Raw genomic sequence first — 25229 nt, forward strand, 5'->3', positions numbered from 1 at the left:
CCATTGAGCAGTCATCATCAGATGTCCAAGTTCTCGATCCGAACCGGCTCAAGAGGTTCTGCCAGCGGAAACCCCAACACCTGGGCATAAAAGTAAAGCTCTGCCTCCAAAGCCCGTTTGATGTTGGCCGCCTGGCGAAAGCCGTGTTGCTCTCCCTCGAAGGGCACATAGGCCACTGGGATCCCTTTGGCCCGTAGGGCTGCCACCATCCTCTCCGCCTGATTGGGGGGCACGATGGCGTCTTCCAACCCTTGGAAGAAGATAACCGGACAATTGAGGCCCTCCAGGTGATGAATGGGGGAACGCTCCCGGTAGAGATCCCGCCGCTCTGGGTAGGGGCCAATGAGGCTGTCCAAGTAGCGAGACTCGAACTTGTGGGTCTCCTGGGCCAGGGCTTCCAGATCGCTCACCCCGTAGTAGCTGGCACCTGCTCGGAAGACCCTGTGGAAGGTCAAGGCCGCCAACGTGGTATAGCCGCCAGCGCTGCCCCCTTGAATGAGCAGCCGTTCCCCATCCACCTTGCCCTGTTCTGCCAAAAATTGGGATCCGGCGATGCAATCTTCCACATCTACCAGGCCCCACCGGCCTTTGAGAGCATCCCGATAGGCCCGTCCGTAGCCGCTGCTGCCACGGTAGTTCACATCCAAAACGGCAATCCCCCGACTGGTCCAGTATTGGATCCCTAGGTTGAGCACGGCTGCCGTCGCCCCGGTGGGCCCGCCGTGGCTTTTCACCAGCAGGGGTGGCTTTTCGCCAGCAGGGGCAACAAAGTCTCGGTTTTTGGGGGGATAGAAGAAGGCGTAGGCCACTTCCTTGCCGCCACCGGTGGGAAAAACAATGGGCTCTGGGATCGACAGATAGTCGGGATCCACCGCCACGCTGCTGGAACGGGCCACCACCTCCACTTGGCTGGAGGGTAAGTCTAGGCAGACCAAGGCAGTGGCTTCCGTCGGGGATCCGGCCAGGAAAGCGGCTTTTTCCCCACTTACCTGCAAACCGCTGATCTGGGTGTAGGGCAAGGGGATCCCTGCCAACTGTCCTGAATGGGGATCCAGATAAGCCAGATGAGACAGCCCGTCTTGTTCATAACAGGCCAGGATGCGCCCATCGCCACAGAAGCCGTAGGTGCTCAGGCCAAACACCCACTGCGGCTCTCCAAACTCCGCTTCCATAGGGCAGAGGGGAATGGGGCCCTGGGGATCCCAGCGATAGAGGTTCCACCAGCCGCTGCGATCCGAAACAAAGTAGAGATCCCCCTCCGGTGACCACTGGGGCTGGAAGATCGACTCGGCAGGGCCACCGGCTAGCTTTTGGGGCTCTCCTAGAGTGCCATCTGCTGCCACCTCTGCTCGCCACAGTTCCGTCCCATCCCAGGGCATCTGGGGGTGATCCCAGGTCAGCCATACCAAGGTCTGGCCATCGGGGCTGAGGCGAGGGTTGGCGTAGAAATTGTGCCCAGAGGCCAAAATCTGCTGGGATCCACTTGCTAAGTCAATCGAGACAAGGCTGTTTTCCGGCTCTCCCTGGCGGCTGTGATCCTCCCGCACACAGAGGATGCGTCCACGCGCCCGATCCACCACCCCGTCGGCGTAGCGATAGGGGCCTGCTTCCGTCAGGGGCTGGGGATCCGAACCCGGCAGCAGGCGGTAGAGCCGTTGGTCAGCGAAGTTGCAAAAATACACTACCCCTGCCGACACCCAATAAGCTCCACCCCCATACTCATGCACCCGCGTCCGCACATTGAAGGGTGCTGGCGTGAGTTCCACAGGGATCCCGTCGGCAGAGCACCGCATCAGCACGTTTCGCCCCTTCTCTTGTGGGCGACCCTCCGTCCAGTAGAGATCCCCCTGATCCCAAACCATCTGTCCCAAGCGCAGGGATCCCGTCACCACCAGGTCAGCGGTAATCGGGGATCGCCAAGATCCATAGCCGGCCTGCTGCACCATAAGCTGTTAACTCTCAACTAATTCTCGACCCCAGAACCCCTATTATGCCGGCAGCAAGGGATCCCTGCCTTTGCCTACAGCCTGTGGGGAAAGGGAGCCGAGAACAGGCTCGGATTCTGGGAAAAGGTATCCCGCGATACAATTCTCTCCGGGCTGAATGGGTTTGATGGAACACGTTAAGGCAACAGGGATGCACAACGCTTTCTCGACTGCAGGATTAGCCTTTTCCTCTGTTGATGTTGGGAAGGCATTCGGTGAAAGCCTCAGCCGACTGCAGTTGGGCAAATTTAACACATGGGCGAGGTGATGAGCTAAGTGCTTCCCTCTGTTGGCCGGGCTGCTGCAACAACTGGACTTTTTAATACCCTTTGCACTCACTTCGTTTCGGAGATCACCGATGGCTCTATCATTTAATCGTCGTCAAGTGCTGAAAATGGGCGCTCTGGCCGGAGCCGGGGCTGCCCTAGGGCCGCAGATCTGGGTGAAGCGATCCGTGCCCGCCTACGCCCAGGGAGAGACCATTCGCGTTGGCATTTTGCACTCCCTCAGCGGCACCATGGCCATTTCGGAAACCAGCGTGGTGGATGCGGAAAAGCTGGCTATCAAAGAGATCAATGCCGCCGGTGGGGTTTTGGGCAAGCAGATCGAGCCGATTATCGAGGACGGGGCTTCCGATTGGCCAACCTTTGCCGAGAAAGCCACCAAATTGATCGATGTGGACAAGGTGGCAACGGTATTCGGCTGCTGGACTTCGGCCAGTCGCAAAGCCGTGTTGCCGGTGTTTGAATCCAAGCAGCACCTGCTCTGGTATCCCGTGCAGTACGAAGGACAAGAGTGCTCCAAAAACATCTTCTACACCGGCGCTGCCCCCAACCAGCAGATCGAGCCTTCCGTGGAATGGCTGCTCAACAATAAAGGTAAAGAGTTCTTCCTGGTGGGATCCGACTACGTGTTCCCCCGCACGGCCAACACCATCATCAAGGCCCAGTTGGAAGCCCTGGGGGGCAAGGTGGTGGGTGAAGACTATCTGCCTTTGGGCAACACAGAAGTTACCCCCATCATCAGCAAGATCCGGGCCGCTCTTCCCAATGGCGGTGTGATCTACAACAGCTTGAACGGCGACAGCAACGTGGCCTTTTTCAAACAACTGGAAGGGGCAGGGCTGGGGCCAGATCGCTATCCTTCCATGTCCGTCAGCATTGCTGAAGAAGAGGTACAGGCCATCGGCCCCGAATTCTTGGAAGGGCACTTCGCCGCCTGGAACTACTTTATGACGGTGGATACGCCTGCCAACAAGAAGTTTGTGGAAGCTTTCAAGGCAGAATACGGCCAAAACCGCGTCACCAACGACCCGATGGAAGCCGCCTACATCATGGTTTACATCTGGAAGCAGGCAGTGGAAAAAGCGGGAACAGTGGAAATCGACGCCGTGCGGCAGGCAGCCTATGGCCAGACCTTTGATGCCCCAGAAGGCTTGGTAACCATGAACACCAATCACCACCTGACCAAGTATGTGCGGATCGGCCAGGTGCGCTCTGACGGTTTGTTTGATGTCATCTTTTCTACGGATGCCGTGGAGCCGCAGCCCTGGAACCAGTTTGTGGCAGAGACCAAGGGCTTTGCCTGCGATTGGTCAGATCCGGCCAAGGGCGGTCGCTACAAAGTCAAAGTCAGCTAGTCCTGGCCAGGGCTGGGATCCCTTGCCGTTTGGATAGGGTCGGGGATCCCGCCTAGATGCTCGGTTAGCCTCCCTAGTTTAGTTGGAAGGAGGATCCCCTGCCGATGACCTTGCTCTTGGATAGCTTGTTTAACGGCCTTAGCATCGGCACCGTCTTGCTAATAGCCGCTCTGGGCTTGGCCATTGTTTTCGGCCTCATGGGGGTCATCAACATGGCCCATGGGGAGCTGATGATGTTGGGGGCCTACACCACTTTTGTGGTTCAAAATGCCTTTCGTCCCCTAGGGGATCCCTGGCGGGATCTGTACATCTTCCCGGCTTTGGTAGCTGCCTTTGCCGTCACGGCTCTGGTGGGACTAGCCCTGGAGCGGGGGGTGATTCGCTTTTTGTATGGCCGACCCTTGGAGACCCTTTTGGCCACCTGGGGCGTGAGCCTGATCCTGCAGCAGTTTGTGCGCAGCGTCAATTGGGTGCTGGCTTTCCGCTTGGGGGCCTTCGCGGTGCTCTTTTTCGGCGGCTGGTGGCTCTTGGCCAGGCGAACGGATTGGCCGCGCCTCAAAGGGTGGACGCTGGCGCTGCTACTGGTGCTTTCCACGGCAATTGCAGCGGTGGGGGGGCGGGTGCTGGCGCAAACCTATGCTTTAGCAGTCACTCAACCCTGGTTTGGAGCCCAGAACAAAGATGTGACCGCTCCCCGTTGGCTGGGGGGTGGGATCCCGGTGGGCAGCCTGTTTTTGCCCAATACCCGCCTGTTTATCATCGCCCTCACTGTCTTCTGCATCCTAGGGCTGTACTTCTTCTTGCAGCGCACCCGCTGGGGGCTGCGCATCCGGGCGGTTACCCAGAATCGGGCCATGAGTGCCTGTGTAGGGATCCCTACGCAAAAGGTGGATGCCCTTACCTTTGCCATCGGTTCGGGTCTGGCGGGAGTGGCCGGCGTGGCGGTCAGCCTGCTGGGATCCGTGGGGCCGAACACCGGCCAGAACTACATCGTGGATACCTTTATGGTGGTCGTCGTGGGGGGTGTTGGTAAGCTCTTAGGCAGTATTGTGGCGGCGCTTGGGATCGGGATTGCCAACTTTGTCATCGGCTCAGGGACGCTGGCTTTGATCTTTTCCAACGTGCCCATCCTGACCGATACCCTCAACTTTTTTGCCACCACGAGCATGGCCAAGGTGATGGTCTTTGCTTTGATCGTGGCCTTTTTGCAGGTGCGACCTCGGGGCCTTTTCCCCGAAAAAGGTCGTATGGTGGATGCCTAGGGAATGATCTCGCTTGGCGAAAACTCTAGGACCAGACTCTCCATCTTCTACTCCCTCACAAAGCCCATGAAACTGGTTCATTCCCCCCGTGCTGATCATGAAGTGGCTGCTCCCGCCGCGGGTGGGGATCCCAATTCTTCTCGCAAGCTTCTGTGGGAGGCCGGGATCCTCATCGTTTTGGTGCTGGCCTTGATCTTTGTGGCCCCAACTGTGCTGTCTGGCTTTCGGCTCAACTTGTTGGGGCGGTTTCTGGCCCTCAGCATTGTAGCTTTGGGAATCGACCTCATCTGGGGCTATACCGGCATGCTCAGCCTGGGGCATGGGGTGTTCTTTGCCTTGGGGGGCTACGCTCTGGGGATGCACCTGAAATTGCAATTGCCGGAAGGTCAGATACCGGAGTTTTTCAGCCTCTACGGGGTAACGGAATTGCCCTGGTTTTGGTATCCCTTTTATTCGTTTCCGTTTACGGCTGTTGCTGTTGTCTTGATCCCGGCTTTGGTGGCAGCAGCCCTGGGATATTTGGTGGTGAGAAATCGCATCCGAGGGGTTTATTTTTCCATTTTAACTCAGGCCACCACGATTATTTTCTTTAACTTCTTCAACGGCCAACAGCGCTTAATTAATGGCACCAACGGCCTGACCAACTTCCAGACTTTGTTTGGCCTGGATGTCAACTCGTCCGAGATGCGCTTCGCTGTCTATGTCACTACAGTTCTGGCGGTGGTTTTGGCTTACCTTCTCTGTCGTTGGCTGACCAGCGGCCTATTCGGTCGGATCCTGGTAGCCATTCGAGATGACGAGCCGCGGGTTCGTTTTTCCGGCTACGATCCCACCGGCTTTAAAGTTCTGGTGTTTGCCGTGTCTGCTGCCCTGGCGGGTGTTGCCGGAGCTTTGTTTACCTTGCAAACTGGGATCATCTCTCCCAATGCGATGGCCGTTCCCTTTTCCATTGAGATGGTAATCTGGGTGGCGGTGGGCGGTCGGGCCAGTTTGGTGGGGGCGGTGCTGGGGGCTCTGTTGGTTAACTTTGCCAAGAGCTTGCTGAGCGAAAATCTTCCCGAAATTTGGTTGTTTTTCCAAGGGGGATTGTTCCTGCTGGTGGTGCTGGTGTTGCCGGATGGACTGGTGGGTTGGGTGCGCACCCAAGGCAGGCAGCTTTGGGTCACCGTTCAGCTTTGGCGCAGGCGTTTGGCAAATACTTCTCCAGCCTAAATCTGGCTTTCTCTTGAGGATGTCAGTTATGTGCAAGATATAAGTTTAAGGTAAGAGGATCCCATGGGTGAGCCAGCGATGCCAAGTTTCCTCTCCTATTTGATGGGTTTATTTGATGGGTTGAGAATCCGGTTTGACCTTTGGCCTTTCCGTTCTTGGATGTGATCCCTATGCTCACTGCAGCTCCCACCGCTACCCGACAAATTTTACAAACTCAGGATCTCACCGTCAGCTTTGATGGCTTCAAGGCTTTGGACAGGCTGAACTTCTCTCTGGAGGAAGGGGAGCTGCGGGTGGTCATCGGCCCCAATGGGGCAGGCAAGACTACGTTTCTCGATGTGCTGACGGGCAAGGTTAAGCCTACTCGAGGCCGGGTGCTGTTTAAAGGAAAAGATCTGACCAAGCTCAAGGAACATGAGATCTCGATTTTGGGTGTTGGGCGCAAGTTTCAGACGCCGCGGGTCTATCAAAACTTGAGCGTGCGAGAAAACTTGGAGCTATCCCTCAACCCTGACAAAAGGGTTTTTTCCACCCTATTGGGCAAAAAGCATCTGCGAGAAAAAACGGATGCTCTTTTGGAAACCATTGGCCTCAGCCGTAAGGATCGGGTTCCGGCAGGGCTGCTTTCCCACGGAGAAAAGCAATGGCTGGAGATCGGCATGGTGATTGCTCAAGATCCGGATTTGCTGCTGCTGGATGAATGCGTGGCCGGGATGACGGACAAAGAAACGGAAGCTACAGGAGAGTTAATTCAATCCTTAGCCCAAAGCCACACCATTTTGGTGATCGAACATGACATGGTGTTTGTCCGACAAATTGCCCGCAAGGTTACCGTTTTACACCAAGGCTCGGTGCTGTGCGAAGGTACCTTTGAGGATGTGAAAAACGACCCGCGAGTGATTGAGGTCTATCTCGGATCCCACAAGGGGAAAAACTAAGCAAAGAGGCTATAGTTCTGTATCTAATCGACTCATGCGCAGGCCTATGAATACGGAAAACGCGACCGCAACACAAAACTTATCCCGAGATGGATCCGGGCCTCTCCTGGAGGTCTCCAACTTGAGGGTTTACTATGGTCAGAGTTTAATTGTGAAGGATCTCTCTTTTAAGATCTTTCCCGGCCAAGCGGTCTGCCTTCTGGGCCGCAATGGTATGGGCAAAACCACCACACTTAAAGCCCTGATGGGACTTCTGAAAGACTGCACAGGCAAAATTGCTTTTGAGGGCCGTCCTATCAACCATTACCCTCCCAATTGGCGAGCCCGCGCCGGTATCGGCTATGTGCCCCAAGGTCGAGAGATTTTTCCCCGCCTAACGGTTGAGGAAAACCTGCTGGTGGGGCTAGAAGCGGCACCGGACAGAGAACGGATCATACCTGAGTTTGTCTATGACCTATTCCCAATTCTGCGTTCTTTTCTTAAACGGCTGGGCGGGGATTTGAGCGGTGGGCAGCAGCAGCAACTGGCCATCGCCAGAGCTTTGGTGGCGGAGCCCAAACTTTTGCTCCTGGATGAGCCCACAGAAGGGATCCAGCCCTCTATCATTATCGAGATCGAAGAAGCCATCAGCCGCATTCAAAAGGAGCGGGGCGTTTCGGTGTTGCTGGTGGAGCAGTATTTTGAGTTTGCCCAAAGCCTAGCCGATTATTTTTATCTCATGGAGAATGGATCCCTTATCATGGAGGGGCCGACTGACCAAATGGACGAAGAAAAAGTCCGAGCTCACCTTTCTATCTGAGGTGGCACCTGGAGAGCCTGAAAACCTCTATAACTTTTTTGAGAGCGGCAAATGGCATCCTGCATGTTCCAGAGACCTTGCCTAAACTTTTGGAAAAGCGAGAAGTCCACCTGCGAGGGGATAGGCTAGGGTTAGCCCTGGGCTTCCTTGAGCAGCAGCGTTGGCTAAGCTAGAAACTGTTCAAGATTGCGCTAGCTTGCCATTTCCATCCACAGGTTTGTGTCTCCTCCGATTCACTTCACTGCAGAGCCCTGGCTGCACACCTACAGCGAAATTATCGATGTGCGCTCTCCGGCAGAGTTCGCAGAGGATCATTGGCCGGGAGCCATCAACTTGCCTGTACTCTACGATACAGAACGGGCGGAGGTGGGCACGCTCTACAAGCAGGTGGATCCCTTTACAGCCCGCAAACGAGGGGCAAGCTTGGTGGCCCAGAACATCAGTCGCCACTTGCAAACCCATTTTGCCGATAAAGATCGCGATTACCGGCCCCTAATCTACTGCTGGCGGGGAGGGCAGCGCTCTGCCAGCTTGGCATTGGTATTGTCCCAGGTGGGCTGGCAGGTTACGGTTTTGCAAGGTGGCTACAAAACCTACCGGGCCTGGGTGCGCCGACAGCTGCAGATCTTGCCCCAGGAATTTACCTACCGAGTGCTCTGCGGACCAACAGGGAGCGGCAAAACCCAGTTGCTTCACCATCTGCGCCAACAGGGATCCCAAGTTCTCGATCTGGAAAAGCTGGCCTGTCACCGGGGATCCCTCCTGGGGGCCGAGTGGGGGGTGCCACAGCCCAGTCAGAAGAGCTTTGAAAGTCAACTGGTGCAGGTTTTTCTCCAGTGGGATCCCGCCAAGCCAGTCTGGGTGGAGGCTGAGAGTGCCAAAGTGGGCCAGCTCCATCTGCCGCCTGCCCTTTGGCAAGCCCTTACCCAAGCCGACTGTGTCGAAGTGCAGTTGCCTCTAGAGGAGCGGGTGAAGGGGTTAATCGCCCACTATCCCCACTGGATTGCTCACCCCCAAGCGCTGAAGGAAAAATTGCTGCTTCTGAAGTCCCGTCTTGGCCAGGGCCGCTTGCAGCGTTGGTTTGAGCTGATCGACGCCCAAGACTGGCCGCAGTTTGTGCAGGAGTTGCTGGAGCAGCACTACGACCCCACCTATCGACACGGGCTGCAGCAAAACTTCAATCGCCTTCGGGCCCGGATTGAGCTGTCTGACCTTTCCGAGACCAGCCTCAGGGAAGCTGCTGCTCGCCTCATCCAGATGCCGCTTGGATCCCTGGCTAGGTGAGCACGATAAACTCCAAAGCCCGCAACACCTCAAACCACTCGGAAACTTCCAGCCGAACCGTGGAATCGGCAATCCACCGGCAGCCGGGATAAAAAGACTTGCGGTAGGCCCGAGCGGGATCCTTGTAGTCCACTTCCAATTGAAAGTGATCCGGCAGTGGGCGAGGCCGGTAGGCCGACAGCCGCCTCAGGGATCCCTCTACACCTTGGCGGATGGCCTGTAGAACCTGCTGCGGATGTGGCGTAATGACCGACTGGCCTATCCCTTTGTGGGTGACCACCGTCTCGATGTGGGCGTCATAAGCTTTCGCTGCGGCACACACCTCCGCATCTCCGGCTACAAACACAACTGGGACTCCCTCATAGGCAGCCGTGAGGCTGACCAGGTGAAACTCGGCGATGGCCTGGCCGTTCAGCCGGATTTGGCTAACTTCGGTGGTGTAGGTGTGGGCGAGGGGGTTGGCAGCAGATCCGGCGCGGGCATGATAGCCGATTAGGAGCAGGGCATCGTAACTGCGATCCAACTCTTGCACCATACAGTAGGGGTGGCCGCTCCAGCCGCGGATGAGTTGCACCGGCTCCGGCAACCGTTCGGGGATGAGGTTCCGCCCGGAGTCATGGGCATCTTTGACTGTGATCTGCGTGGCTCCGGCAGCCAGGGATCCCTCACAAGCCGCGATCACTGCTCGGGTCATCTGCTCTCGGAATGCCTCGTAACCCGGCTGGCCGATGGTGGCCTCATCCCAATGGCTGATGCCGGCGATCCCTTCAATATCGGCACTGATATAGACCTTCATGCTTGGCTCAGTAGACTCAGCATTGGATTCTGCTGGGCTTCATCCACCCTCGGATGCCGCTCAGCATCGCTCTGGGCAAGGGATCCAAGCGGTTATTTCCCTTGCGAAAGCTGCCCCTGTCTCTGTTACGGATCCCTTCCCTATTCTCAAGAAGCTCGGATGAAGAATAAAGACTCCGTCCCGCTGAGGGGATCAGAGAGCCACCAAAGAAGCAGATACCCCCTGCTGTAACTCCGACAACAATGAGGCCGGACGCCCCTTGTAGGGCCAGGCAAAAGCGTGACGAAAGGCTGCTTCCTGGCAGTGTTTGAGCTGCTCGAAATCGATAATGTCGTGGGTTAGCAGGTTTTCGTACTCAAACGGCAGGCGTACATTGTGCAAGCCGGCGTTGTCGGTGCAGATGGCGATATCCACCCCCGCCTCAAAGCAGCGGTCAAAGACAACCTTGAGGGGCTCCAAACTGGGCAGGGTTCCCGTTTTTAGATAGGTGGTGGGACAAACTTCTAGGCATTGTCCTCGCCGTGCCAGCTCCGGCAGCAATTCTGGATAGTGAAGGGGGATCTGAATGCCGTGGCCGATCCGCGAGACATAGGGCAGCAACTGTGGGTAGCAGCCATCCAAAGTTTCGTACAGGTGGGCAGTGGTTTTCAGGCCGCGGGCCAGCGCATACTTGAACAGCTCAATCCACTCGTCCATCCGTTCGCCGTAGGGCTTGTCTCCCCCGGCCAGGTCGATGGCACACACATACTCCGACTCAGCGGCAGCTTCCACCATGGCCCGGTTGATGTGGCTGGGCAGGCGTGAATGCAAACAGACGATCTGGGTGGTGACGATGGGATACTCCCGCTGCTGGCTGGCCTGCCCCACCGTCTCGATTACCTGGCGCATCTGCTTGAGGCGCTCCGCCTCATCCAGGCTGGGATCCGTGCGTAGGTAGGGAGTGTAGCGAATCTCCAGGTAGGCCAGATCCTCAAAGACGTAGGCTCCCCGCAGCAGGCGGTAGATAAAATAGGGCAGGGTTTCCAGGGTCTGCACCTGTTCCACCAGCGTGTGCAGCTCCAGGTAATCCTCGAGGGTGTTGCGCGGGCGGGTGTAGAACTCCTCAAACTCGGCATAGGTGGGAAAGCGCTCCGCCAAAGGGGATCCCTGGCGGTGAAAATAGCGCCACAGAATTCGGGGGACAACCGACCCGCCCAAATGACGGTGCAACTCCGCGTGAAGTGCCATAAACGCTCTACAGTGGCCCGCCAGGGGGCAGACTTGGTTTGTTTAAGTACTATTTCTACTCTTATCCTACTCTTATCCAACCGCCTCAGGCTTGTCCAGGTCTAATCCCGCAAGCCCGGCTAGAAGTTTAGATCGTCAAGCCGATCCCCTGCCCATCGTGATAGGCGGCCAGCAGTAGGTCGGTGGTGGTATCCCAAGCAATCTCGCCCGAGCGCGATAGAGCAATGGCCCCAAAGGAGCGGCGACGTTGGCGGGCCTCTTGAAAAGACTTGGCCATGGCAGCCTTCAGGCTGAGGCCATCTTCCACTCGAATCACAATCCGCGCCGCCAAGCTCTCATCCAAAATATCTTCCCCGACACCGGTGCAACTGACCCCCGCCGCCGCACTGGCATAGGTTCCCGCCGGAGTGGCCGAATCGCTTACTCGCCCCACCCGTTCAAACCCCCGCCCGCCGGTGGAGGTGCCGGCACAGATTTGCCCCTGTTGATCCAGCGCCACCGCCCCCACCGTGCCCATGGCCAGAGCAGTGAGAACCCTAGTTGGGGGATGGGTTTGGCGCAACTGCACCCACTCTTGAACCCGCTTGAGAGTGGCCGGGTCATAGACCGGCAACTGCAGCTCCCGCGCCAGCTCTGCTGCCCCTTGTTCGGCCACCACGCGATCCGGGCTTGATTGCAGAGCCTGGGCCATGAGGATGGGATGCTGAACTCGGCTGACGTTGATCACCCCGCTAAAAGACTGGGTGGCCCCGTTCATGAGAGCGGCGCTCATGCGGATTTGCCCATCCGATTGCAAGACCGACCCTGTCCCGGCGTTGTAGAGCGGATCGTCTTCCAGCAACTGGCAGGCATGCAACACTGCTGCCTCGGCACTCTGCCCGGCCAATAGCAGCTCGTAGGTGCTCTCCACCACCTGCTGCAGGGATCCCCTCACTTTTTCCAGGCTGCTTTCCCCTTCCAGGGCGCTGCCGGCTCCGCCGTGGATGATCAGTTTGGGCTGAGGCATGATGAGATCGGTTACCTTGTGAGAACAGTGGAAGACTATATTTTGATTTTCGGGTACAACATCCACCCATGCATCTGCTCCATCCCAGGGATCCCAACGCAAAGGGAGAGGGAGCCTTAAGATAATCCTGTAGATTTGCTAAGCATAGATACTCAAGGGCGATTCTGGTAAAGGGCTGTCGGATTGCAGCCGGCAGGGATCCCCCTGATGGTATGGCACAAGCGAGGTTACATCCATGGCGCTGCCCAGCTTGCACGAGTTTCCTTGGCTGACCACGGTCATCGCTTACCCTGTGTTGGCCGCCCTATTTATTCCCCTGATCCCAGCACCGGCTGGGGATCCCAGTACCCGCGCCTACGCACAAAAGTTGGCCGAGCGGATCCGCTGGTTTGCTTTGTTCATTGCGGTCACGGATCTGCTGATTCTGCTGGCCGGCTTCTATGTCGGCTACGATCCCGGCCAGACAGGTTTGCAACTGCTGGAGCGCTACACCTGGGTACCCCAAGTGGGCTTGAGTTGGTCGGTGGGGGCTGATGGCCTCTCCATGCCCCTGATCCTGCTCACGGCGTTTATCACTACCCTAGCCATCTTGGCCGCTTGGCCGGTCACCCTCAAACCTCGCCTCTTCTACTTTTTGATGCTGGCCATGTATGGCGGGCAGATCGGGGTGTTTGCCGTGCAGGACATGTTGCTGTTTTTCCTGATGTGGGAATTGGAGCTGATCCCGGTGTACTTGCTCCTCTCCATTTGGGGGGGATACAACCGCCTGTATGCGGCCACCAAGTTCATCCTCTACACGGCTCTCAGCTCCCTGTTTATCCTGGTGGCAGGTCTGGCCATGGCCTTCTACGGGGATCCCATCAGCTTTGACATGACGGATCTGGCCCACAAGACCTATCCACTCACCTTCCAACTGCTGATGTATGGGGCCTTCCTCATTGCCTATGGGGTGAAGCTGCCCATTTTCCCCTTGCACACTTGGCTGCCCGATGCCCACGGCGAGGCCACTGCGCCGGTGCACATGTTGCTGGCCGGGATCCTGCTCAAGATGGGGGGCTATGCCCTGATGCGCATGAATGCGGGCATGCTGCCGGATGCTCATCTTTACTTTGCGCCGGTGCTGATCGTGCTGGGGGTGGTGAACATCATCTTTGCCGCCCTCACCTCTTTTGCCCAGCGCAACCTGAAACGGAAGATCGCCTATTCTTCCATCAGCCACATGGGTTTTGTGCTCATCGGCATCGGATCCCTGACGGAGATCGGCATGAGCGGCGCCATGCTGCAGATGATCTCCCACGGGCTGATCGGGGCCAGCCTGTTCTTTTTGGTGGGGGCCACCTACGACCGCACCCATACGCTGGAGCTGGAGGAAATGGGCGGCGTTGGCCTGAAGATGCCCAAGATCTTCTCCATGTTCACCGCCTGCTCCCTGGCTTCGCTAGCCCTACCCGGCATGAGCGGCTTTGTGGCCGAGATCATGGTGTTTATCGGCATGGCCACCACCGATGCCTACTCTCTCCCCTTCCGGTTGGTGGTGGTTTTCCTGGCAGCAGTTGGGGTGATCCTGACCCCCATCTACCTGCTGTCGATGTTGCGGCAGATTTTCTTTGGCCCAGAGAACAAAGAGCTCACCGAACACGAAGAGTTGGTGGATGCCGAGCCGCGCGAGGTGTTCATCATCGCCTGCCTGTTGATCCCCATCATCGGCATTGGCCTCTATCCCAAGCTGGTGACCAGCCTCTACGACCAATCCACTAACGCTTTGGTGGCGCTGCTGCGGCAGGAGCTGCCTCAAACTGGTGAGACGGTTGCCCAAGCTCCTGACCTCTACAACAACTGAATAATAATGTTGAATTGAGGTGAGAACTGAGGGTCGGAAAGGGATCCACTCCCTTTCTATCCCCTATTGGGCTTGCGGCCCTCACCAGCTTGAACTTGCATCCAGCCGAACAAAGTTGCGATTGTCAGTTGGATCCCTGAGGCGAAGGCGGGAGCGGGGATCACCTCTTGGGGATCCTCATGTACTGTCGGCTGCTGCCCGGCAGGGTAGGCGAAAACAACCCTTTCTTCGGGAGCCACGATCCACCCCATTTGGCAGCCGTGATCCAGGCCGATCAAGATTTTTTTGACCAGCTTCATTGGATTTTGATCGGGAGAGAGAATCTCGATCATCCAATCAGGGCAAAAGGGGATGAGATTTTGAATGGTGCCATCTTCATCCACAGGGATCCGATCCCAGGGGATCACAGAAATATCGGGTACAATCGCGTATCCGGCGAAGGTGCAGCGCAGCTCTGGAAATGCCATTCCCAGTTGAGAAGGCTCAAACATCTCGTTAATGAAGCTACCCAGTTTTAGTTGGAGACGGCTATGTTTTCCCTGTGGCATGGGCTTCTGGATAATTTCTCCTTTGATGAACTCCCTGGCGGGCTGAGTTTCCGGCTGTTGTAGAAAGTCTTCCAGAGTTAGAGGCTTGGCAGATAGACTGACCATGGCTTTCTCCCATCACGCTGCTATCCGATTAACAATAGACTGAGAAAGTATCAAAGCTGATCAAATCAAAACAGATCCCTGTCACGTTGTTGCCAAGTCATTTGGCGGTCATAAGGGCTTTTGCCGGAAAACAACCCCATCAGCGGCCCCAAAATGGCCCCAAACACAAAACCGCCCGCATGGGCCCAATAGGCAATCCCCCCACCCTGCATACCGATGTTGGTAGGCGTCTGTAGGCTGGCAATGCCGTAGAAGGCTTGCTGGATGAACCAAAAGCCTAGGAACACCCAAGCTGGAATGTAGAGGGTTGTGATAAAAATACCCAAGGGCACCAAGGTTAGGATCTCGGCCCGTGGAAAACGCAAAATATAGGCTCCCAATACGCCAGCAATAGCGCCGCTTGCCCCCAGTGAAGGAATGGGGGATCCCATGTCGAAAAACCACTGCGTTAATGCAGCCAAAGCTCCACAAGTCAGGTAGAAGATGAGGTAACGCACATGGCCCAAGCGATCCTCAACGTTGTTGCCGAAAACCCACAAAAAAAGCATGTTCCCGCCAATGTGGAGAAAGCCCCCATGCAGAAATTGTGAGGTGAATAGGGTTACCCATTCTGGACGCGACGAAGAGGTGATCTCCCCTCGAAAACTGGCCGTCAACTCTATCGGTACCACTGCCCACTCCCGGAAAAAAGCTGCCAGCTCTTGTGGCGACAGGGTTAGCTGGTACAGAAAAATTAAGATGTTAACGATCACCAGGGCATAAGTGACATAGGCTGTGCGGGTGGTTGGGTTGCGATCTTGCAGGGGTACCACAGTTCAGATCCGGTTGACGTCACCCTCTAGCCTAGCCTGTTCTTTTCTGCCCCCCCAGGTTCACCTCTAAACCCCTACCTGAGGCTACACTAGGGTAACCTGCTGGGAGCTTTGCTGGTGAACCTATTTCAGTTTTCAGTCAAGCCCGCCCGGCAGAGGATAAACTGCAAGGCTGGACTAGAGGAGTGGATTGATGTCCGAGGTTGAAAGCCCCACTGCCCCGCTCAAGTTTTTGATCGTCGAAGATCATCCAGAGGTGGCTCAAAACAACTGTGAGTGGCTGCAACGCATTGCAGCAGATGCTCAATGTATTACGGTCACCAATCCCATGGACGCCATCCTGCGCCTGCAGCGGGAACAACCGGACTTGGTTGTAGCCGATCTGCTCTACGGTCAAACCAGCGGGGAGCAGTCTGCCGAGCCTGGCCTAGAGTTCCTGCGTCATATCTTTGAGAACTACCCCACCCTAAATGTGATGGCCTATTCCAGCGAGCCGCTGCTGCTCACTCCATTGGTGGGCCTGATCAGCAAACACCAGGGTGGGTTTGCCGCGGTCAACAAAATGGAACGGCGCACCGTGTTTTTGGAGGGGGCCAAAAGTGCCCTCAATGGAGAATTGCGCATGCCGCGGGAGTTGCGCGGTCTTACGAAGCTGACGGAACGAGAAATTGAGGTCTTGAACTTGCTCTGCAAAGAAGCCCTCACCGATCAGGCCATCGCAGATCGCATTCACACCAGCAAGAAGACCGTACAAAACTGTATCCAGAGGCTCAAAGAAAAGTTGGATATTTTCGGCTCTGAGGATGAGATCAATGCTCGCGTTGCCATGTGTATGACAGCCGTTCAGAAAAAGATTATCCAGTGGTGAAACAGAATAGATTATGAGTTTGTCTCTAAACACTACTTTGGCATAGATTGCCAATGGAGCTTATCCAAGAAGTGAGGGGGGATAAGTGATGTTATTAGAGGCCGAGACAAAGCTGGTACGGGATAAGTCACTGGGATACCTCGTAACAACAGAAGAAACGCCAATCGAGAAATGGAGCCCTTTTACTTTGCTGATGCGTGTTGTGTCGGTATCTTTATCTACATTGCTACTTATTGGACTTCCTATCTTCGCAGTTCTATCGGCAATACTTTCTGCCTTAGGGACATGGATCCCTAGCACTTTGGCCAGTGGCATACCTCCTATTGCTATGGCTTTTTCTGGATTGTTGGGTGGTTTATCGATGCTTCTTTGGTACTATTGGTACTCAAATCAACCCTATAAATCTAGGGTTGTTATTTTGAGCAATGGCTTCATTTATCATGACATCTATCGTGACATCCTAGGAAAGCAGAACAGACTTGCCTATAGGTATAACGAAATTGTCTCAGTGAACGTGGACTTCAGAAAGAAGAGTGTCGGTTTTGTCAAATCAGAATGCTACCCATACTACAGCTACTACATCAATTGCCAAGGAAATCCTGTCGTATCTATATCTTCCCCGTCTTTGCCTTTGATGAGGTATGTAGCCAGCTACATTTGCTCCACGCGCTGGAAAGGCATGAGAGAAGCAATTGAGCGTGGACAAGAGGTTTCATTTGGATGCGTTGCCATAAGTAGGGAGTACGTTAGAGTCGAGGATTTCGGTTCTTCAGAGCGATTGTTATTTAGGATCCAGGCTATCAAAGAGATTAAGCTGTGCATTGATAGTGAGGATGGTTACGTATTCCGCCTGGAGTTTATCTCAGGGTCTAGGTCAACAAAGAGCTCTGATTGTTACTTCCGCTGTGACAAGGTAGATAACTTCCATCTATTTTTCAAGACACTCAAGCTTGTGGGTATCCCTACGAACCTTTCTGAGCTTCCAGCACGTCTCACCTTTGAGAATCATATTAGACAGGCAACAGATGGCTAGACACCAACCGAATGGAGGAGGCACCGATCTTTGGGTACAGCCTTTCCAGGAGATAAGCGAGGTAGTACTGCACGGCAAAGACAAAGAGCACGCATGAGGAAAAAGCAGGCTTCCATAGCTTCCGCCTTTATTTCCTCGAGACGACTGGGCGCCGGACAGCTTTCAACTTGGATCAGTGGATCCCCAGTGCAGAGGCAAACACGCTGTGGCCCACTATGGCCTCTACCACAACACTGATGGCAAACCCCAGCATGGCCAGCCGTCCGTTCCATCGCTCGGCCTTCTCCGTCCAGCCAATCTCCCACTCCGGCGGGGTATCGCCGTCTTGACCGTACTGCGGCACGTACCGCGGGCGACCGGCGCCTTCCCAGCCAGCAGGGCGCTTGGAGTTGAAGAAAGCCATCGAGCCAATCACAACAGCGGCCACCAGCCCGGCCACCATGACGGCAATGTAGGGGAGGAAGGGATTGTCAAGCATCATCGGACTGTCGAGATAGGGATTGAAGGGTGAAAAAGCTCCCAAAAAGGGTAGAGCTGTAACATCTCAAAGCCGAAGAGAAAGTCTGTGAGATGTCCAATGTGGCTCTACCGAAAAGTTCTTCGACAAATTATTGCAGGTTATTGCAGACCTAGCCACTGGGCGAGAGTGCTGGCAAAAACACTGTGGCCCAACGCCGCTTCCGTAGCGATGCTGATCACCAAGCCCAACATGGCCAAGCGTCCATTCCAACGCTCTGCTTGCTCCGTCCAGCCTGGGATCCAGTCGTTGGTGGTGTCGTAGTACTGGGCAACAGAAGCGGAGTCCAGACGAGAAGGGATTCTGGGAGACGATTGCATTGCTAATACCTCGTATTGGTTGCTGTAACCAAACTTAACACAAAGTTACATTTTGTGACAAGCTTCGCTTTCAGGTCAGGGAGGAAGGGATCCCTGGCCGTTGCAACGGTTTGGGCAGAGGGGTTGGCCGAGGGCTGGCCCGAAGCAATGTCATACTGAGGGAAGCAGGCTTTTTGCGCAGACCATGGCGGTATCCCCCCTTTCTTCTCTCAAGCTTGACCATTCTTTCGATCTGGCTGCCCAGGTGCGGTCAGATTTTCCGATTTTGCAGCGCCAGGTCAACGGCCACCCGCTGATCTACTTTGACAATGCCGCCACTTCTCAAAAGCCACTGGCGGTTATGCAGGCGATGGATCATTACTATCGACACTGCAACGCCAACGTGCATCGTGGGGTCCATACGCTGAGCAACGAAGCCACAGATGCCTATGAGGGGGCGCGGGAAAAGATCGCTCGGTTTGTGAACGCGCCTTCTCCTCAGGAGATCATCTACACCCGCAATGCCAGCGAAGCCATCAATCTGGTGGCCTACAGTTGGGGCTTGAGCCATCTGGAGCGGGGGGATGAGATCGTCCTCTCGGTGATGGAGCACCACAGCAACCTAATCCCGTGGCAATGGGTGGCCCAGAAGACGGGAGCCCACCTCAAGTTCATCCAGATCACGCCAGAGGGAGAGTTGGATCTGGAGCACTACCAATCTTTGCTCAGCGACCGCACCCGCTTGGTGGCGGTAACCCAGGTCTCCAACATGCTGGGATCCATCAACCCCGTTCAGGAGATGACTGAACTGGCCCATCGTTACGGAGCCAAGGTTTTGCTGGATGCCTGCCAGAGCGTGCCCCACATGCCTGTGGATGTCCAGGCGCTGGATTGCGATTGGTTGGCCTTTTCGGGGCACAAGATGTGTGGCCCAACGGGGATCGGCGTCCTCTACGGCAGGCGGGAGCTGCTGCGAGCGATGCCCCCTTTTTTGGGTGGGGGAGAGATGATCGCCGATGTGTACTGGGATCACGCCACCTATGCGGATATCCCCCACAAATTTGAAGCCGGTACGCCGGCGATTGCCCAGGCGGTGGGGCTGGGGGCAGCCGTAGATTACTTGAGCCAGATCGGTCTGGAGCGGGTTCATGCCCATGAACAAAGGTTGATTACCCACCTGTTGGACGGGATCCAGCACATAGCGGGTATTACGGTTTATGGCCCCAAGGATCCGGCGCGACGGGCAGGGCTGGTTAGCTTTTCGGTGGAGGCTGTCCATCCCCATGACCTGTCTACTTTGCTGGATGAGCAAGGCATTGCCGTTCGAGCGGGGCACCACTGCACTCAACCCCTCCATCGCTATTTGGGAGTACAGTCCACTGCCCGAGCCAGTGTTTACCTGTACAACACGTTGGCGGAGGTGGATCGCTTTTTAGACGTGTTGGCAGAAGCGGTGGAGTTCTTCGGCGCTGCCCTAAGCTAGGGATCCGGGATAGACCTCTGAAGAGATGAGGTAGACTCATGCCTTGGGATCTGGGGCGGTTCTGGAACACACTCACCTACTATGAGGCCCTGCCTTTGGCGGAGGTGTGGCGTTGGGTTCAAAATGGGTTCCAGGCCGTGGAGGATGATTGTGTGCCACCTTCTCTTGCCGAGTCGGCTCCTATCCAGGTGGGGGTAGTGGGGGAAGGTTTGCCTGACGGGTTGGCGGAGGCCCTGCGGCAGCAGGGCGTGGAGGTGAGCCAGACACCAGATTGGGCGACGGCAACGGTGATCCTGGGTTTGGAGGATCCGCCAACGGCCAAGGCTTATCTGGAGCAATTGCGCAGCAGTGGGCAAACGGAGCGGATGCTGTTCGACTTTCGCCGGCCCAACCCGGATTTGCATCGGTTTTGGGGCATTTTGGACGATGTGGTGATGGGCGGGGCGAGCCAAAGCCAACTGCTCTGGGGAAAGGAGGAGCTGCTGTTCGCAGGCCAGGTTTCCACGGCCAACTTTGGGGGGTTTGTTTCCACGCGCACCCGCAATTGTCAGCCGCCGCTGGACTTATCGGGGTTTGCCGGTCTGGAGCTGCGCCTGCGAGGGGATGGGCAGCGGTATAAGGTCTTACTGCGGGATCAAGGCGGCTGGGACAGCCCCGCCTACGGCTATGCGTTCGACACTGCGCCGGGAGAAGAGCAGACCGTTCAGATCCCCTTTGCGGAGATGGTTGCCACGTTCCGCGCCCGCCGGGTTTCTGCTCCCCCTCTCAATAGTCGCCAGATCTACTCGCTGCAACTGATGCTAAGCAAGTTCGAGGCCGATGGCAGCCCAAACCCCCGTTTCCGACCGGGGCCTTTTCAACTGGGCTTGCGCTGGATTGGGCTGTATCGTCGGGAGCCTCTGCCGCAATTGATCGGGGTGGCGCGGGGATCCCTTGCCCCGGAGTGGATAGCTGCCCTGCAGGGTAGCTCCAGCCGTTGGTGTGGGGTGGAGATTCCGGTAGAGACAGAGGGATCCGCTCTGGCAGCCCAGTTGCTCCGCCTCCTGCGCTCGCCTCAGAGCGTGGGCCGGGTGGTGTCTTCAGAAGCTTTCCATGCCTAGCTTTCTGGGCCGCCTCAAGGGATCCCTGGGGATGGGGCTTTTGGCCGGCCTGTGGCTGTGGGTAGGTCAGGGGATCCCCTACCTGTTCGACTGGGATGAGCTGATCTACGCCAGCTTGGCGCGGCAGATGCTGGCCAGCGGGGATCCTTTCTCGTTGGCCATCAACGGGGAGCCTTTTTTCGAGAAGCCCCCTCTCTTTTTTTGGCTGCAGGCCCTGTCCATGGCTGTTTTAGGGATGAACGAAGGGGCAGCGCGCTTGCCCAATGCTTTTGCTGGCGGGATCACGGTGGCGCTGCTGGTGGGGTGGGGATCCTGTCTGGGCGGGATGGGGTTCGGCTGCCTATGGGGGATCTTGCTGCTGACGGGCTACCTGCCCTTGTTTTTTTACAAAACTGGTCTCATCGACCCGCTACTCAACCTGGGCATGGGTGTGGGGCTGGGATCCCTTTGGGCCGCCGAGGAGGCCTGGCGGGCCGGGTACTCTGGACGCAGGTGGAGAGCGGTGGGGGCGCTGGCCCTGGGCTTGGCAGTGTTGGCCAAAGGGCCGGTGGGGCTGGTGTTGCCCCTGGCTATCTGGATCCTCTACAAGCTCTGGCAACGGGATCCTCCCCTTCGATGGGGGGAGAGCCTGGTTTTCCTCAGCCTAGCTGTGGCTGTTCCCCTCACTTGGCTGGCGTTGGAGGGGGTGCAACGGGGGCCAGAATGGGTGGAAGAGTTTGGGCGCTACCAATGGCGCATCCTCACCAGCTCAGATGGGCATCCCGGCCCGGTTTATTTTCATCTGTTGGCCTTTGCCCTGGGGTGCTTTCCCTGGGGTTCTTTGGCTTTGGCCGAGATCCTGCAGCCCATCCCCAGGAGCGTGGGCTCGGTGGATTTGACTCGGCGGGCAGAATCTCTGCTGTTGGTGGCTTTTGGGGTGGTGCTGGCCCTGTTTTCGCTGCTGGTGCAAACCAAGCTGGTTCACTACACCTCGCTGCTGTACCCCATTGGGGCCTACTTTGCTGCCCTGCGCTTGCAGCGCCTGGTTGCTGAGAAAAGAGGGCCCAGTTTTTGGGAAAGTGCCTGGATCCTGCTCAGTGGCTTGTTTTGGCTGGCCCTGTGGCTATTGCTGCCCTGGCTGGGATCCCAGGACCCCGCTGGGCTAGTCCAAGCATGGGTCTTTGCCGGCATCCCTGACGACTTTTCCAGCAGCTTGGTGCTGGGATACCTGCAGGCTGAGGTGGAGTGGCCGGTGTTGACCTACGTCCCCGCCGCGATCCTGCTGCTGGGAATTCTCCTTTGGAGTCGAGGACGGCGGCGGGCTTGGGGCTGGACAGTTTTGCTCTTGGCCACGGGACTGAGCGCCCAACTGGCTTGGGGCTGGGTTTTCCCCCGCCTGCTGCAACACACCCAAGGGGGAGCTATCGACTTTTTCCAGCGGTTTACCGTTTCAGAAAAAAGCCCAGAGCCCACTTTGTCCGGGACGGTTGGCCTGTATGGCTTTCGCTCTTTTGTGCCGTATTTTTACGGCCCGCTACAGGTGCCCTACGCGGCCAGCCGAGCCGGGCTGGCTGACTGGCAGGCCAGAAGGCAAATGCCCGATTACTTGGTGACTTGGGATCCCTTTGTGGCGGAGTTGGCAGTTCCCGATAACGGGTCAGATGCCACACTGGGATCCTGGCAGGCCCTTGAGCGCCGAAGCCCGTTTTGGCTGCTGAAAGCTTCTCCCCACTTCTCTTCTCCGCCATAGCCGCGACATGAGCCAGTACGTGCTGCGCATCAGCGATATTCCTGCCCAAGATCGTCCCCGCGAGCGGCTGCTCAGCCAAGGGGCAAGGCACCTCTCCCACGCCGAGCTGCTGGCCATCTTGCTCAACACTGGCCAGGGGCCAGGCAAGCTCTCGGCAGTCGGCCTCGCCCAGTTGCTCCTGAAAAAATTGGAAGCCCAAGGGGATCCCTTGGCCCAACTGCGCCAGGTGGAGGCAGGGGAGCTGCTGCAAATTGAAGGCATTGGCCCGGCCAAGGCAGCAACGGTGTTGGCCGCCATCGAGCTGGGGCGACGGGTGTTTTTGGGTCGCCCGCCAGAACGCACGGTGATCGAGTCGCCGGAACAGGCAGCCATGGCCCTGAGCGGCGACCTGATGTGGGAGACCCAGGAGCATTTTGCCGTTTTGCACCTAGATATCAAGCACCGCCTCATTGGCCAGCAGATCGTAACCCGGGGGACAGCCACCGAAACCCTCACCCATCCGCGGGAAACCTTCCGCAGCGCCATCAAGCAAGGAGCCAGCCGCATCCTGGTGGCCCACAACCACCCTTCCGGCAGCTTGGATCCCAGCCCAGAAGACCTTGCCCTCACCCGGCAACTCTTGCAGGCGGGGCAGCTGCTGCAGATCCCGGTTTTGGACCACCTCATCTTGGGCGGCGGACAGTTCCTCAGCTTGCGCCAGCGCACCAACCTTTGGCAGGAGTTTCCCCAGCCGGAGTAAGCCTCACCCTCTCCCAGAGGGAGAGGGGAGTAATGCAACGGAAATGTTTCATTCATTACTGTATTCGCCACCATTTATTCGCCACCATTTGGGTTGACTACGCCCAAGGGATCCCTGTGTGTGGGCTCTCAAGAATCGGGGAGCGGCTCAAAGCGCATTCCCACCTTGAGCTGGCCGCCATTGACCAAGTCCCAAGCCGATTGTTCTTTTCTGCCGGGCAGTTGCGCCCGTCGAATCAACAGGGATCCCTCTCCGGTGGCTACATAGACTCCTTCTCCCCTGTCCAATCCCACCACCTCGCCAGGGCTGCCTTGGGGGAGATCGCCAGGGGGTGGGTGCAACTGAGGAGAGGCAGAGCGGACAATTTTGATCCGCTGCCCCCTCAAACTGGTGAAACAGTTGGGGGAAAAGGCGCGGATTTGGTTGTGCAAGGCCTGGGCAGGGCGCTGCCAGTCGAGGTGAAAGTCTTGTTTTTTGAGCAAAGGGGCGTAGGTTGCCCGGGATCCGTCCTGAGGGATGGGGGTGAGTTCGCCTTTCTCCAATTTCAGGAGTGTTTCCACCAAGAGTTCTGCCCCCAGTTGAGCCAGTTGGGGTGCCAATTCTAGGCTGGTTTGCTCTGGCCCAATGGGTAGCTTGGCCTGGAGCAGGATGGCCCCCGTATCCATTCCCTCATCCATGAGCATGGTGGTCACGCCGGTCTCGGTTTCTCCGTTGGCAATAGCCCACTGGATGGGGGCAGCGCCACGATAGGCGGGCAGGAGGGATCCATGCACATTCACACAGCCCAGCTTGGGCATCTGCAACACCGTCAGGGGCAAGATCTGGCCGTAGGCCACCACCACAAACACATCGGCGGCCAGGGCCTGCAAAGCTGCCAGCACCTCTGCATCCCGCCGCAAGCGGACAGGCTGCCACACAGGGATCCCGTGGGCCTGGGCGAGAACCTTGGTAGGGGGGGGAAGCACCTTTTGTCCCCGTCCCTGGGGCCGATCCGGCTGGCAGACCAATCCCACCACTTCAAAGGGGGACTGCGGCTGCAACAGGATCTGCAGCGAAGGCAGGGCAAACTCTGGCGTGCCGAAAAAAACAACCCGCATGGCCAACCCCAACGAGCACTGTCCTTCAGAATACGCTCAGCCAGCGGCTGCAAACGCTCGGCTACTTACTATCTCCTCCGTCAACTGACACCCGGAGATTCAGTCTGGGAGGCAGGAGAAGGGGGTGGCGGCTTATCCAGCGGAGAGATTTCTCTCTCTGAGATGGGGGATCGCCCGGTCAAGGGCACCTGCGGGGCCTGCCAAAAGGCGGGCTGTTTGAGATCGAACTCCTGGCTCCAGGCCGGGAAAAAGGAGCCCAGTTTTTGCCCGGAAAGCCGCAGCCGTTGCAAAAAAGTCCATTCCAGACGGGTCAAGGCTCGCCGCAGAAAATCCTTAGCCCAAGCCGGATCCGGAGCTTCTGCCGCCTGCAAGTTCACCTGCAAGAGGCCCAGCTTGGGATGGAAATGAACCCGTGCTTGGATCCCTTCTGGACGCAACAGGTAATTCAGTACCTGCTGGATGGCTACCCCATCCCCCCGCTGAGCGCGATACAGAGGGCTGTTGGGGTTGGGCTGGGGCTGGTAGCGCCACTCGCAGTGCCATTCTGGGATCCCTTCATTGGCCAGAAAGCCAAACAGCTCCACCTGACGCTGCCTGTGGGTCAGCGCCATTTGCTCCAAGGCCGGCGAGAGGCTCTCCAGCAAAGCATTCGGCTCAGGCAAGGGATCCCCTTCTAGACGCAGCAACAGGCGGTGGCCGGAAAGCCGCGCTTGTACCTGAAGATGGCCCAACCCCAGGGATTCCAGAGCTTCTTGCAGATCGGCCAAAATGGCGGGCAGAGGAGCCTGGACATCCAAAGAATCGCTCACCGACAAAAGATCTCCAACAAGCCGTAACTCAACCTAGCCAATTTCCAAGGTTGCTTGGATCCCTGGGATCGTCGGCCAAGATGGGCAGATCCATTCTGCTTT

Annotated in this window: 23 protein-coding genes; 13 read left to right on the forward strand and 10 right to left on the reverse strand. The window is 57.0% G+C overall.

What is annotated here, in order from left to right:
• Positions 1-17: 17 nt before the first annotated feature.
• Entirely contained in the window at positions 18-1946 is a 1929-nt protein-coding gene (locus ACVWY9_RS04685; protein WP_457387635.1) for a S9 family peptidase, read from the reverse strand.
• 397 nt (positions 1947-2343) lie between these two features.
• On the opposite strand from ACVWY9_RS04685, the gene urtA reads away from it, so the two are divergent.
• The 6 genes from urtA to mnmH all read left to right on the forward strand — a co-directional run bounded on the left by urtA (position 2344) and on the right by mnmH (position 9119).
• Complete coding sequence (gene urtA, locus ACVWY9_RS04690) at positions 2344-3624, forward strand: urea ABC transporter substrate-binding protein (RefSeq protein ID WP_457387636.1); 1281 nt, start codon at positions 2344-2346, stop codon at positions 3622-3624.
• 104 nt (positions 3625-3728) lie between these two features.
• Positions 3729-4886 carry an urea ABC transporter permease subunit UrtB gene (urtB, locus tag ACVWY9_RS04695; RefSeq protein WP_457387637.1) on the forward strand — a complete coding sequence of 386 codons (1158 nt, stop codon included), beginning with the start codon at positions 3729-3731 and terminating at the stop codon, positions 4884-4886.
• A gap of 3 nt (positions 4887-4889) precedes the next feature.
• Positions 4890-6098 carry an urea ABC transporter permease subunit UrtC gene (gene urtC / locus ACVWY9_RS04700; RefSeq protein WP_457387638.1) on the forward strand — a complete coding sequence of 403 codons (1209 nt, stop codon included), beginning with the start codon at positions 4890-4892 and terminating at the stop codon, positions 6096-6098.
• 170 nt (positions 6099-6268) lie between these two features.
• Positions 6269-7036 (forward strand): urea ABC transporter ATP-binding protein UrtD, encoded by a 768-nt coding sequence (gene urtD, locus ACVWY9_RS04705; RefSeq protein ID WP_011433599.1) that lies wholly within the window; start codon positions 6269-6271, stop codon positions 7034-7036.
• Positions 7037-7070: 34 nt separating this feature from the next.
• Entirely contained in the window at positions 7071-7835 is a 765-nt protein-coding gene (gene urtE / locus ACVWY9_RS04710; protein WP_414331328.1) for an urea ABC transporter ATP-binding subunit UrtE, read from the forward strand.
• 219 nt (positions 7836-8054) lie between these two features.
• Complete coding sequence (gene mnmH, locus ACVWY9_RS04715) at positions 8055-9119, forward strand: tRNA 2-selenouridine(34) synthase MnmH (RefSeq protein WP_414416925.1); 1065 nt, start codon at positions 8055-8057, stop codon at positions 9117-9119.
• Here the strand turns inward: mnmH and ACVWY9_RS04720 are convergent.
• From ACVWY9_RS04720 to ACVWY9_RS04730, 3 genes are all read right to left on the reverse strand, one after another.
• Positions 9112-9915 carry a M55 family metallopeptidase gene (locus ACVWY9_RS04720; RefSeq protein WP_414342392.1) on the reverse strand — a complete coding sequence of 268 codons (804 nt, stop codon included), beginning with the start codon at positions 9913-9915 and terminating at the stop codon, positions 9112-9114. The genes mnmH and ACVWY9_RS04720 overlap by 8 nt on opposite strands.
• 192 nt (positions 9916-10107) lie before the next feature.
• Complete coding sequence (locus ACVWY9_RS04725) at positions 10108-11142, reverse strand: adenosine deaminase (RefSeq protein ID WP_457387639.1); 1035 nt, start codon at positions 11140-11142, stop codon at positions 10108-10110.
• A gap of 127 nt (positions 11143-11269) precedes the next feature.
• Positions 11270-12148, reverse strand: a complete 879-nt coding sequence (locus ACVWY9_RS04730) for an isoaspartyl peptidase/L-asparaginase (protein WP_457387640.1) — start codon at positions 12146-12148, stop codon at positions 11270-11272.
• Positions 12149-12383: 235 nt separating this feature from the next.
• Here ACVWY9_RS04730 and ACVWY9_RS04735 point away from each other — a divergent pair, with 235 nt between their 5' ends.
• Entirely contained in the window at positions 12384-13988 is a 1605-nt protein-coding gene (locus tag ACVWY9_RS04735; protein ID WP_457387641.1) for an NAD(P)H-quinone oxidoreductase subunit 4, read from the forward strand.
• 56 nt (positions 13989-14044) lie between these two features.
• Here the strand turns inward: ACVWY9_RS04735 and ACVWY9_RS04740 are convergent, their stop codons facing one another.
• Both ACVWY9_RS04740 and ACVWY9_RS04745 read right to left on the reverse strand, forming a co-directional pair.
• Positions 14045-14641 carry a Uma2 family endonuclease gene (locus tag ACVWY9_RS04740; RefSeq protein ID WP_457387642.1) on the reverse strand — a complete coding sequence of 199 codons (597 nt, stop codon included), beginning with the start codon at positions 14639-14641 and terminating at the stop codon, positions 14045-14047.
• A gap of 65 nt (positions 14642-14706) precedes the next feature.
• Positions 14707-15453 (reverse strand): rhomboid family intramembrane serine protease, encoded by a 747-nt coding sequence (locus ACVWY9_RS04745; RefSeq protein ID WP_414357525.1) that lies wholly within the window; start codon positions 15451-15453, stop codon positions 14707-14709.
• A gap of 193 nt (positions 15454-15646) precedes the next feature.
• On the opposite strand from ACVWY9_RS04745, the gene ACVWY9_RS04750 reads away from it, so the two are divergent.
• Both ACVWY9_RS04750 and ACVWY9_RS04755 read left to right on the forward strand, forming a co-directional pair.
• Positions 15647-16321: a response regulator transcription factor gene (locus tag ACVWY9_RS04750; RefSeq protein ID WP_011433588.1), complete on the forward strand. Its 675-nt coding sequence runs from the start codon at positions 15647-15649 to the stop codon at positions 16319-16321.
• An 88-nt stretch (positions 16322-16409) separates the two neighbouring features.
• Positions 16410-17354, forward strand: a complete 945-nt coding sequence (locus ACVWY9_RS04755; protein WP_457387643.1) for a hypothetical protein — start codon at positions 16410-16412, stop codon at positions 17352-17354.
• Positions 17355-17526: 172 nt separating this feature from the next.
• On the opposite strand, the gene psb35 is transcribed toward ACVWY9_RS04755, so the two are convergent.
• Together psb35 and ACVWY9_RS04765 are read right to left on the reverse strand one after the other, a co-directional pair.
• Entirely contained in the window at positions 17527-17835 is a 309-nt protein-coding gene (gene psb35 / locus ACVWY9_RS04760) for a photosystem II assembly protein Psb35 (protein WP_414331646.1), read from the reverse strand.
• A gap of 137 nt (positions 17836-17972) precedes the next feature.
• Positions 17973-18191, reverse strand: coding sequence for a hypothetical protein (locus tag ACVWY9_RS04765; protein WP_414374672.1), 219 nt, complete (start codon positions 18189-18191; stop codon positions 17973-17975).
• Positions 18192-18375: 184 nt separating this feature from the next.
• Between ACVWY9_RS04765 and ACVWY9_RS04770 the strand changes: the two genes are divergently transcribed.
• Genes ACVWY9_RS04770 through radC form a run of 4 tightly spaced genes read left to right on the forward strand, consistent with a single transcriptional unit; the run spans position 18376 to position 23221 of the window.
• Entirely contained in the window at positions 18376-19653 is a 1278-nt protein-coding gene (locus tag ACVWY9_RS04770) for a cysteine desulfurase (protein WP_011433584.1), read from the forward strand.
• A gap of 38 nt (positions 19654-19691) precedes the next feature.
• Positions 19692-20753, forward strand: coding sequence for a CIA30 family protein (locus ACVWY9_RS04775; RefSeq protein WP_457387644.1), 1062 nt, complete (start codon positions 19692-19694; stop codon positions 20751-20753).
• The gene (locus ACVWY9_RS04780) at positions 20746-22482 is read left to right on the forward strand and encodes an ArnT family glycosyltransferase (RefSeq protein ID WP_457387645.1); all 1737 of its coding nucleotides are present in this window, start codon (positions 20746-20748) and stop codon (positions 22480-22482) included. Before ACVWY9_RS04775 ends, ACVWY9_RS04780 begins: the two co-directional genes overlap by 8 nt.
• Before the next feature lie 7 nt (positions 22483-22489).
• Positions 22490-23221, forward strand: coding sequence for a RadC family protein (radC, locus tag ACVWY9_RS04785; protein ID WP_414408993.1), 732 nt, complete (start codon positions 22490-22492; stop codon positions 23219-23221).
• A 128-nt stretch (positions 23222-23349) separates the two neighbouring features.
• On the opposite strand, the gene fmt is transcribed toward radC, so the two are convergent.
• Entirely contained in the window at positions 23350-24318 is a 969-nt protein-coding gene (gene fmt / locus ACVWY9_RS04790) for a methionyl-tRNA formyltransferase (RefSeq protein WP_457387646.1), read from the reverse strand.
• Positions 24319-24398: 80 nt separating this feature from the next.
• A complete protein-coding gene (locus ACVWY9_RS04795) occupies positions 24399-25127 on the reverse strand; it encodes a hypothetical protein (RefSeq protein WP_457387647.1) in 729 nt (242 codons plus the stop codon).
• Positions 25128-25229 lie beyond the last annotated feature (102 nt).

Source organism: Thermostichus sp. OS-CIW-31 (assembly GCF_054060305.1).